This window comes from Prevotella sp. AM23-5, assembly GCF_003473645.1.
Lineage (GTDB): Bacteria > Bacteroidota > Bacteroidia > Bacteroidales > Bacteroidaceae > Prevotella > Prevotella copri_A.
The window spans coordinates 18,553-30,517 of the sequence record NZ_QUCG01000044.1; the positions used below are offsets into that span (position 1 = coordinate 18,553).

Annotated in this window: 5 protein-coding genes; 1 reads left to right on the forward strand and 4 read right to left on the reverse strand. The window is 50.5% G+C overall.

Going from position 1 to position 11,965, the window contains the following annotated elements:
- Positions 1-6: 6 nt before the first annotated feature.
- Together dacB and DW657_RS11195 are read right to left on the reverse strand one after the other, a co-directional pair.
- A complete protein-coding gene (gene dacB, locus DW657_RS11190; protein WP_118312558.1) occupies positions 7-1,284 on the reverse strand; it encodes a D-alanyl-D-alanine carboxypeptidase/D-alanyl-D-alanine-endopeptidase in 1,278 nt (425 codons plus the stop codon).
- Positions 1,281-1,688 (reverse strand): PH domain-containing protein, encoded by a 408-nt coding sequence (locus tag DW657_RS11195; RefSeq protein ID WP_089543749.1) that lies wholly within the window; start codon positions 1,686-1,688, stop codon positions 1,281-1,283. Before DW657_RS11195 ends, dacB begins: the two co-directional genes overlap by 4 nt.
- 171 nt (positions 1,689-1,859) lie before the next feature.
- On the opposite strand from DW657_RS11195, the gene nadB reads away from it, so the two are divergent.
- Positions 1,860-3,449: an L-aspartate oxidase gene (gene nadB, locus DW657_RS11200; protein ID WP_117663858.1), complete on the forward strand. Its 1,590-nt coding sequence runs from the start codon at positions 1,860-1,862 to the stop codon at positions 3,447-3,449.
- 123 nt (positions 3,450-3,572) lie between these two features.
- Here the strand turns inward: nadB and sprA are convergent, their stop codons facing one another.
- Both sprA and ruvA read right to left on the reverse strand, forming a co-directional pair.
- Complete coding sequence (gene sprA, locus DW657_RS11205) at positions 3,573-11,123, reverse strand: cell surface protein SprA (RefSeq protein WP_118312559.1); 7,551 nt, start codon at positions 11,121-11,123, stop codon at positions 3,573-3,575.
- Positions 11,124-11,177: 54 nt separating this feature from the next.
- Positions 11,178-11,792: a Holliday junction branch migration protein RuvA gene (gene ruvA, locus DW657_RS11210; protein ID WP_089543755.1), complete on the reverse strand. Its 615-nt coding sequence runs from the start codon at positions 11,790-11,792 to the stop codon at positions 11,178-11,180.
- Positions 11,793-11,965 lie beyond the last annotated feature (173 nt).

Below are 11,965 nucleotides of genomic sequence, written 5' to 3' on the forward strand. Positions count from 1 at the left end.
ACTTAATTATGGTTGGCAGAGCAGGTTACAAATCTTGTCTGCAAAATGTCTGGCATTGCTGCCGTGCATGATTCCATTATTGATGATAGAGAAGCAAAGCTCATGTCCATTGGCTGCCGTACAATAGCCAGCCAGCGAGATGATACCGGTCAGGGTACCCGTCTTTGCCTTGACATTGCCGTGGGCACTGCCGCTCTTCATACGCTTCTTCAGGGTTCCATCCACACCGGCTATAGGCAAGGAATGAATCAGATGCTGCTTGATGTTGTCGTTGCGGAAAGCATAACGGAGCATCATCACCTCCAGCTCGGCACTGAGATAGTTGTAGAGCGACAAGCCCGAACCATCTGCCAGTCTGTAGCGGGAAGCATCCAGTCCCAGCTTATTGATCAACTGCCGTTCCACGTTGCGGGCACTCTTGGCACTTGCCGGACGGTTGCCCGTAGAAGCCGCAATCTGGTAATACATGCACTCGGCATAGAGATTGTCACTCTCCTTCATCATCTTATGCAGTACCTGGTCCATGGTATGGAAACGGGTACAGATGGTAAAGGCATTGGCAGGACAGGTCTTGGAAGAGGCATACATCTCCTCATATTCGATGCCTGCATCCTTCAACTTAGCCAGGAAACGGTCCATGAAGATGTCCTTGCGGGAAAACACCAATGGCGAAAGTACCGGATTATCATCATCCCAGCACCAGCCTTCGCCCAGCAATGCCGCATCCTTCATCGAACGGTCGGCATATACATTACCCCGAATGGTATCCACACCCATATCCTTGAGACTGTTGACAAATGCCGTCAGGTCATCACTGTTGAAACGGGGATCCATACCTCCCACACAGTAAACATCACCCGTCAGCACACCGTCCTCAATGGTTCCGGTATATTTCAACTGGGTCTTGAACTGATAGGAACCACCCAACTTGTCAAGTGCGGTGATGGCAGTCAAGAGCTTCATCGTACTTGCCGGGCGCATCAGCTGTCGTTCGTTGTGCTTGTAGATGCAGGAATCAGCATCCATATCCCAGACCATGATCCCCACCTGCGATGTCTCAAACATCTTACTTTCCAAGAGTTTGCCGATACCTACCTGCACCGATTCGGGCCAAGGCAGCTTCAATGTATCAGCAGCCAGGGAATCCAACATCGTGGAGTCGGTCATTTCCGTGTCGTCCTGCGGCTCCACCACTTCTCCTTCAATCACATCCTGAGCCTGCACCGGCATCGCCATGAGCGTAGCCATGATGAAGCTCATCATCATATATATAATCTTTTTCATTGTCTTTTACTAATTTCTTTCTCGAAAGCCTCTTCATTATCGGGCTGCACCGTTACCATATTATGATGTCCGTATTCTATCACCAGGCAATGATCCAATCCCAGAAAGGTCTTGGCGGTATGCACGCTGATGATGTCGCATACCGGCACATTCCTGTTGGAAGAGAACCTGCCTTCGTTGATGATGAGATATTCCATCTCGTCATCTCGGTCGATAGGTTTCACCTTCTTGAATGTATAGGTGGTATTCAGAATACGCTCGATCATGCCCACAATGATGATGGCAACGAAAATGCCAATAATCGCCATCTTGACCCAGAAGAAGTATCCTGCCAGGAGGGCGAAAACCACCACTCCAACACGAGCCGTCGTATTGAAGCGCTTATGAAAAGTTCTATCTGCCATATCTCGTTCTTTTATCTTTAAAATAGCGTTTTCAGCTACTATTTGATAGTCTAAAAGACTATATTACCTTAAAATTCGCTGCAAAATTACAAAAAATCCCTCTCTTATTACTCTTTTTAATGAGAAATTAGTACTTTTGCAAACAATTAAGCATTATTAGAATAAACTCACATGGTTTATAAGTATGATTTTCTGATTATCGGCTCAGGAGTTGCCGGTATGAGTTACGCCCTGAAAGTAGCCAGAGCGCATAAAGGTAAAGTGTGTATGATCTGCAAAACCTCACTCGATGAGGCAAACACTTCATTTGCACAAGGTGGTGTGGCGTCAGTTACCAACTTGGAAGTAGATAACTTCGACAAGCACATACAGGATACAATGATCGCTGGTGATTACATCAGCGACTATCAGGCTGTGAAGCAGGTTGTCACCATGGCACCAGAGCAGATCAAGGAGCTCGTGCAGTGGGGTGTCAACTTCGACAAGCAGCAGGATGGCAAGTTCGATCTTCATCGTGAGGGCGGACACAGCGAGTTCCGCATTCTTCATCACGCTGATGATACGGGTGCTGAAATCCAGCGCGGTCTGATGGAAGCTGTGCGCAACTGCCCGGACATCGATATCAAGGAAAATCATTTCGCCGTAGAAATCATCACTCAGCACCACTTGGGTGCCCGTGTTACCCGCCGTACACCTTATATTAACTGTTACGGAGCCTATGTTCTGAATCCTGATACCCAGAAGGTGGATACCTATCTGAGCAAGGTTACCGTGATGTGTACTGGTGGATGTGGTGCCGTTTATCAGACTACCACCAACCCTGTCATCGCTACCGGTGATGGCGAGGCGATGGTTTACCGTGCCAAGGGTACGGTGGCAGATATGGAGTTCGTACAGTTCCACCCTACAGCCCTCTATCATCCTGGAGAGACCCACCCTGCATTCCTCATCACCGAGGCAATGCGTGGATACGGCGGCATCTTGCGTCTGCCTAACGGCGAGAGCTTCATGGAGAAATATGATGAGCGCCTGAGTTTGGCTCCTCGCGACATCGTGGCACGTGCCATCGATAAGGAGATGAAGATTCACGGTCTGGATCATGTCTGCCTGGATGTTACCCATAAGAATCCGGAGGAGACCAAGCGTCACTTCCCTAACATCTATGCCAAGTGTCTCAGCATCGGCATCGATATTACCAAGGATTATATCCCGGTTCGTCCTGCCGCTCACTACATGTGTGGTGGTATCAAGGTAGATCTGAACGGCTGTTCAAGCATCAACCGCCTCTATGCCTTGGGCGAGTGCTCTTGCACAGGTCTGCATGGTGGCAACCGTCTTGCCAGCAACTCGCTCATCGAAGCTGTGGTTTATGCCGAGACTGCTGCCAAGCACAGCATCGAGCATGTAGATGAATACGACTTCAATGAGAAGGTTCCTGCATGGAACGACGAGGGTACCATGACCAACGAGGAGAAGGTATTGATTACCCAGAGTATCAAGGAAGTAGGCGAATGTATGAGCAACTATGTAGGTATCGTTCGTAGCGACCTCCGTCTGAAACGTGCCTGGGACCGCCTCGACCTTCTTTACGAAGAGACCGAGAATCTCTTCAAGCGTGTAAAGGTAAGCAAGGATCTCTGCGAGCTCCGCAACATGATCAATGTAGGTTATCTCATTACCCGTATGGCTATCGAGCGCAAGGAGAGCCGTGGTCTTCACTATACCATCGACTACCCTGTTCACGCTTACGACAAGAAATAATGAAGAAAGAATAAGATAGAAAAAAAGCTCGAATGCATCAAACATTCGAGCTTTTTTTATTTTCAAGAATTTGAGAATTAGAGAATTTTCTTTCTGCTTATTGGATGCAGAAGAATTTCCCGCCTATCTCGTCAGCGAGAACTTGATGCTCAGACCGAAATCCTGCGTGGTGGTAGGATAACTGCTGCTCGACAAGAGCGGCGTATTGGTCTGGCGATCATAGTAGAAACTCATGGTTAGCATCTTGCTCAAGGTATAATCAGCCGTGAAACTCAGCTTCAGGGCATTGTTGCCACTGCTGGCGCTGCTCGTCATCGTGGCTATATCACGGACGATGGCTGCCTGCTTGCGGAAACTGAAGTCGAGACGCAGGTTCAGGTCGTGATTAGGACCGTAGTTCTGGGTCTGATTCTTGCCCTTGCTACCGTTTCTGCTGTTTTGCTGGACACCCGTTCTTCCCTTCACCTTATGTGCCTTTGGAGCACCGAAGAGGTTGAAGTTGTTGATGCGATAGCCCATACCTACCACCCAGTCTTTGCTCAGCGCCTCGTTCACCTGTACACTCGTCATACTGAGGTTCAGCACTCGGGTCTGGCGATACTCACCCTTGATGGTCATATTGTTGTTCAGCGTTACATCCATACCGAGCAATGGCGAGAATGCCTCGTTGATGCTCACCTGAGAAACATTGAACATGCTGCTAGGCGATGGATTGCCCGTAGAGGCATCCGTCACGAAGCCCAGACCATTCATATACTCCTGATAGGTACTGTAGCTGCTATAGCTGCCCACGGCAAAGATGCTCTTGTAGGCGTGGTTGATGTTCACACTCTTGAAGTGATCACGGAACCAAGGCAACTTGCCCAATCCGCTATAACGCACCGTCCAGTTTGGCAACAGACGGCTCAATGCCGGGAAGATGGAGAGCGAACTGCCGCCCATCGAGGTATAGGCATTGAGGAATGCAGGAATCATCACATCACCACTATACGGATTAACCGGTGTGCGGGAAGCATCATACTTGCCTCCGCCCAAGGTAGAACCCGCAGGATATACCGTCCCGGCATACTGCGACTCCACCCGCTGGCGGAAACCATCGAGCGAGTTGACAAACTTCTCGAAAGTCCTGCTGCGATAACCACTGTTGGCATTTCCGATTCCCTCGAAAGCCGAACTGAGCGAGATGGTAGTCATCTGGAAAGTTCCGCTCTGGGTGGTCGGTGTACCTTCATACATATATTGTATGCTCTTTTGCGTGGTCATGGTGCGGGTGGCAGAAAGATCAATCTTGAAATCCTTGACCGGTTCCAGGGTGGCACGCAGCTGCAGATTCTCGGTCTTGCTGGTAGTAGCCGGCGTAGCAATCGAGTCGTTGCAGAGCAGCCAGTCGTTGTCTCTTGCCTTTCCGATATAGCTGTCATCCACCAGTCCGAAGGCGAAATCCAGTCCCGGCGCCATCGTTCCCACTTTCTTCTGTCCGAAGGCATCACCCACGTTAGGGGTAAAGCCCGGCAGAAGCATCTGATAGTTGTTGCGGTAGGTGAAGCTCACCTTGCGCAGCATCATTGCCAATCGGGCTGCCGTCTGGGCTGTCCGATACCATCTTTCGTTATCGAGCGGCACTTTCGGCATCACCGTAATCTTCAGCTTCATCATGCTATCCACCTTCGACTTGATACGGATCTGGTTGTTATCCACCTTTTTGTATTTCAGATGATACACCTTTCCATCCTCCGTCTTAGCAGAAATGATGAGTCGCTTGCTGTTCTTGCCATGTCTGATGAGCAGGGTAGTATCCGGCAGGAGGGTGATTTCCTTCTCGAAAGCCTTCCTGTTTTTCGGAAGCGCCTTTGCCAGATCTACCTGATTCTTCCGTCTGGCTTCCTTCTCCTTCTTCTTCCTCTCTATCTCACTCCTGCTTATCGAGCGGTTGAATCGGTCATTCGCCTTCTTGAGGAATGGGATGTGGTTGTAGAGGCGCACCAGGTCGAAGCTTCCGTTAATCGTCAGCTCGCGCTGGGTGTTGATGGTGTTGCCATACGAGTTGCCGTTCTCATCCTCCGTACCTCGCTCCCAAGTATAGTTGGCGTTGTAGGAGGCATCGGTATTCACCCAGTCGAAGACTGGCAGCAGATGGATAGGCAACTTATAGGATGCCGTGAAGTTCTGACTGTAGTCGAGCGGCGTACCCCAGCTCTTCACACTCTGCCATACCGAACTCCGATACACCGAATCCTTCCAGGCATGATACTGGTCGGCATAGAGATCGGCATTCACATCCGGATAAGGCACATCCACCTGTGCATGGGTGGCACTCTGGAAGTTCATGTGCAGGTTCTTGGTCAGATCCCAGCGCAGAGAGAACTCGCGGTTCCAGAGGAACTGGTCGCTCACGGTGAGCGGCAGCTGCGAATTGAGCGTACTCTCCATATCGCGTTCCTGCAGCTCATAGGTCTCGTGCGTCATCTCCGTATTGAAGGCGATGTTCTGAGGCAACCAGTTTAATCCGAATCGCTTCAAAATGTCGAGCCACTTGCTCTTGTTCTTCCACTTCTTGAAAGGTTCCCACGCCTTATAGACCGGTGTCCAGGAATAATCCAGGGCTCCGCGCCAGTTGTCCCGATTCTCGAAGACCGTGGTCTCACCCGTGGTATGCTGATGGGCATGACTGTAGGTAAACGAGAAGTTGGCTGGATCGTAAGGCATCGGATGACGTCGGGTGGCGATACCTACCCGGGCATTGGATACCGAGAAGTTGGTCTGGGTGACTTTGGTCACTGCGATGTTCTCAATAGAGTCCCGCTCAGCCTTCGAACCGGCAGCATCCAGCGCATCCTTCAGTTCCATATCCGTATCCAGTGGATTGTATTTCGGAGAGGTCTTCTCCTTCGTCACACTATAATATAAAGGTATGCTTACCTTCGCCTTATCGGGGAAGAACTTACCCATCTCCAACGAGGTGGTCACGCTATAGGTACCATAATTATCGGTGCTGCGGCTAGCCACACCGTCTTCCAGACCGCCGAAGCCTTCGCTCATATAGCGGCCGGTGGCATTCACGCTACCCAGGTCGGAGAGCTGCACGTTCAGATTGGCATTGGCAGCCCATCCTCCCTTGTTGTTATGCTCCAGAAGCCGGAGCTCGTTGACCCAGACTTCTCCACTCTTCACCTCATCCGAATTGTTTCTCACACCTATCATCAGCGTCTTTACCTCTCCCAGGCTCGGATTGCCCACGATGGTGATCCGGTTGCCCGGATGTTCTGCATCCATCATCATATAAGGTGCCATATAGGAAGCCATACCAGCAGCCTTCGCTTTGTTGCGCTCCTTCTTGAGACTGGTAAATACGCTCAGGTTTACATTGAGCATATTCTCCTCCGGCCAGACCAGCTTTCTGTCGGCAGAACTGTTGCGGTTATAATTGTTGCGAGGTTCGGTCAGCTTGAGCGGAATCTCGTACTCATAGTAATTGTTCTTATAGTCGCTGCCCAGACGGATGAAGACCGCCAGCTGGTCGTTCTTCAGATTGGTGGCGTTCTGCTCCAGGGCATTGGCATGGGCAAACATCTGTATGCGCTTGTACTGGCGGAGATCGAGGGTAGAGTTCTTATATACCGCCTTTGCCTCGCCATGGGTCAGATCCTTCACCACCATACTCAGCGCCTGCTCGTTTGCCTCGACAAGCTGTGGCTGCGATGGGTCCTGTTCACGACTGATACCCGGAGGAAGCACATAGTTGACCGGTGTCTTCTCGGCGTTTTCCTCCAGACTGACGGCACTCGCCTCCAAGGTTCCGCCACTGGCTGCACCCAACGGCTGGTCGTAGGTACGCCACTTGCCGTGTACCAGGTCGAGCGTACCGAAACGGAGCACGATAGGCTTCCTGAAGTTGGTGAGGAACATTCGCATGAAGCGGATGCTGGAGAAATCGTTGATGTTTCCCTGGCGCTTCTCAAACTCATCCACAGGAATGCGGAACTGATACCAGGTAACCGTGGATTTCGTGTTGTCTCGCCAAGTCTGGGTGTATTCGCGCTTATCCACGATGAAGTTGCTGCCCACCACGAGATCTTCCGGTCGGATGCTGACGTGATACTGGAAATACTTCTCATATTCGTTCAGCGTATAGTCCTGGTTGATGTCCTCCACATCCGGTGTCGATTTATAGGAAGTATCATAACTCTCGGTACGGCTTTCGCTGTCAGGCGAATTGCCCTGAGGGTTGTTGATGTACTTATATCGTTGAAGGATGGGCGCACGCATCTCATCCCAGTCAGAGCCTCTGAAATAGTGATAGTTATCCCGGGCAGGGTCAGCAAAGATACTGTCGAACACCGCCTGGTTCACCTTTCCCTGTATCTGGTCGAGATAGGCACTCTTGTAGAATTCCTGCTCTTCGGCATCGGTCAGACCATTGAATCCCACATCCTGCAGGGCACGGCTTCCGCTCGTCGTGGCGAAAGCATAGGTCACGGTGCTCTGCGTAGGAATCTTACCCCACTGCGTATAGGTGAAGCTGTTGCTGCCATCCACCGGCATTCCGCTCTCATAAAACTTCTTGCCATCCCGCAGGATATCCTCGCTCACCTCGCCCAGGTTGATGTAGAAGTCGCCGCCATAGTCGGCTGCATCCGATTGCTCTCGGGAATAGATGAACGGATCGAGCATCCAGAACTCGATATACTCCACGTTTGCCTGCTCGAAATCGTTGGTATCCAGCTTGCGCATCATTCCACCCCAGTTGCGGGACGGATTGGCAAGGGTACCATTCGACTGCAGATCGGATACATTGAAGTTGTAAGGTCCCGGCTCCGATGGATAGTAAGCCAGATTGAGAACACTCAGGGTGCTGGTGGCTCCCTGATAGGTGCTCTGCTGGCGCAGAGGGAAAAGCTCCTTTACATACACCTCTCTGACATAGTGGTTGCTCAACTGCTTGAGGTCGCTCTTGATATGACCCGGAGTGAGCGAACTGCCCCGTCGGGTGAAGAGCGGATCGATGGTGTACCAGGCAAGGCGGGAACGATGGTAACCGCTGGTCACCCCCGTCTTGTCATTGTAATCATCCTTGAAGTTGAGCGACGGCACACTGGAGATAACCCACGAAGTAGGAGTCATCACGTCGATGGTTCCCTTGGTATTCTCGAAGTCATCAATATACGAAGCATTGTCCTGCACTCCTCCTGCTTCGCCCGCCAGAAGCTGGGCAAACTCACTCTTGAAGGAGATATAGGAAGGTTGGGTGAGATGCAGGAACGGTATCTTGTCGAGCATGTTGGTAAGCCATTGGCTCTCCTTCTTCCAGTTCAGGTTGATGCCCCAGAGCGTATTCTTCAGCGGTTCGCTGCCCATCGCTACCTTATTGGTGAGCGCCTGTTCCGAGAGATGCTGCAAGGTTCCGCTGATCTGGAAATTCCTGGAGAATTCATACTCCCAGTTGAATCCTACCATCGTCTTTCTCATCTGTCCGTAATCGGTATTGCTCTCCAGGGAGACGTTGACCGCCGTACCGGCATCGATGATGCTCTGGTTGAGGATGGTCACCTCTCCGGCATTGTAATCCACCGAATAGTCGGTACCCTCCTTCAGGGTAACGCCACCTGCCGTCACCACCACCGAACCCTGCGGCACATTGTAGGCATCGAGGGAGATGACATTGGCTGCCGAACCCTTGAACTGTCCCACGATGAGATACTTATTCTTTTCGGCTATCTGCTTGGCGATGGTCTTCGTACTGTCATAGAGTTCGGTGAAGGCATACTTCTCTGCCTGCTCCTTAGCCACACCCTTCCTGACGAGGTAATCCTGCATATAACTGCCGAACGGTTCCACCTTCGGCATGAACACGCGACCATTCGATACGGTATAGCCCTCTACATAATCGAAGTAACCATTACTGCGCGCCTTGTTGTTGTTATCCAGTCGGTCGGCACCCAGCACACGGATGATAGGCTGGTTCTTCACCTGCGTTTCCGGAATATAGTTGACATAGACACCTGCCGTGTCACTCTGATATTTCACATCGAGGCGGAACTTGTCCTTTTCCACCTGCGAAGAGAGATAATATACGTTCTTCATCATCAGGTCCCAGTTGCCCTGCTGTGGATTGCAACTGGTATTCTTCAGCGACTTCACGAAGAGAGCCTGCTTGGTATCGGTGATATCCGAGGCAAACTCGCCCACCTGATAGGTCACTCCGCCATAGGTATATTCGTATGCCACGGCAAGAACCTGATCGGTCTGCAGACCAGACTTCAGCGACACATATCCCATTGCCTGGTTCACGGTATATTCAGAGGAATTGAGCAGACGGGCACTCTCCAGCTTCTCGAAATCGCTTCCGCCTATCAGTCCGCCACCTTCCAGAACAGAGGCTGTCTGGTTGATGTCACGGGCAGCGGCAAACTGACCTGTCATCGATGCATACTCGGTATTGGCATTGTTAGCCGGCACCATCGTTCCTCCTGCCCCCCACATCGGATTGCTCACCTTTTCGTTTTCACCCAGGTCGGTCAGGGCGATGATGTTTCGGGTATTCGTGGTGGTTCCCGTCTTGTTGGTAACCCATATTTCCACACGGTTGATGGTGATACCCGTCAGCAGATTTGGCAGTTTCTGCATCCAGGCATCATAATGACTGCGGAAATACTGAGAGAGGAAGAAGTGACGGTTTTCCTCGTAATCTGCCACATTAAGCTCGAAGGGAGTAAGCTGCACGCCACCCCGGCTCGATACACTCTTGGAAGCCGACTTCTTCTGTGAGAACACCGTCTGCAGCTTGAGCTTACCAAACTGCATATCGGTTCTTACACCGAAAAGACTGCTGGCACCCTTGATGAGCGAGGAGTTGCTGGGAAAGGATACATTACCCGCCTCAACCAGCTTGATAATCTCATCTTCCTTGCCATCATACTTCAGTTTCATGTTCTGGGCATCGTAGTCGAAGGTGGCATCGGTGTTGTAATTCAGGCTGAGGTTCATCTTATCGCCCACCTTTCCATTCACGTTGAGATTGATCTTCTCATCAAAGTTCATCATCGTGGTCTTTCGGTTGCGGATAGGCAGCGACGGGTTGTCGATATTCTTCTTGTTGATACCAAACTTCAGTTCGGCAGTACCCTGTGTCTTGACACGGATTCCACCGGGACCGAAGATTTTCTCGGCAGGTCCCAGATCGAAGTGCATATCAGAGAAATCGAACTTCTCCTTGCCCTTCGCCTGATAGATTTCATCGTTCTTCTGGCGATAGAAGGCATTGCGCTCGTTCAGTTCCGTCCATTTCATATACTCATCCGGAGTGAGCATGATGGGAGCCGAAAGCCAGGTATTGCCCATCCTGTTGCCGATGACATAACGGTTGAGGGTATCATTGTAGATGACCTGATACCGGAGGGCATCAGGACGCTTGAGGTCGAGCGGACTCTGATAGAGATCGCTCAGGGAATAAGGTTGGGTAAGCTGGATTTTCCAGCGGGGATGCAGCAGGGAATCAGGAATCGTATCCTCATCTACCTGAATGGGCTGGTGCTTTGGAAGCTTCTTGTCTTGCTGTTTGTTTTCCTGTTTATCTTGCTGTTTATCTTTCTGCGGAAAAGGCAAAGCGAGGGCGTAGCCGAAGGTTGCCACCATCAGCCAAGCCATCAAAAAATAAAAGATTCTTTGCCCCTTCATAAAGTTACTGGATTTACTTCAGCCAGAAGTTATTTACTTTACTTCAATCTGAAGTTACTTAATTTGCTTCAAGGCAAGCTTTACAACCTGCTCCACCGGCAGATCCGGCTGCGCCTTCAGGATATCCACTACCACCTTGGCAGAAGGTGCCGGTGAGAAACCGAGCATGGTGAGGGCACTGACAGCCTCATCCTTGATATCATTGTTCACCATCACCACATTACCGCCATTAGCCGGCAGCTCATCGGCAATGCCCAGACTCACGATCTTATCCTTCAGGTCGATGATGATGCGCTGGGCAGTCTTCAATCCGATACCCTTCACGGTCTTCAGCATCTTGTCGTTGCCTGTAGAAATCACATTGCAGAGTTCGCTTGGCGACATCGACGAGAGAATCATTCTCGCCGTATTACCTCCCACACCCGATACGGTGATGAGCTGGCGATAGAGTTCGCGCTCCTGCTTGGAGGCAAAACCGAAAAGGGTGAAAGAGTCATCTCTTCCACCTGCCACCAAAACCTCATGCACGTAGAGTTTTACTTCCTGCTTGCCCTGAATGGCAGTATAGGTATTGAGCGAAATATTGAGTCCGTACCCCACTCCTGCAGTCTCTACTACTGCCATTGCCGGGGTCAGTTCGGTCAGATCGCCATGAATATATTCTATCATTTTTATTTTCTCCTTACTATTTAAACACTGGGTTATAACTCTTAAACACTTGGTTATACCTCTTTCATAAATTAATTATAATAATATGAACGCACGGATTAGGGATTTATTGTATCCGGCATTAGATTATATTGCTGATGCCCCTATACAATAGTTCGTTAAAATTTGAGATA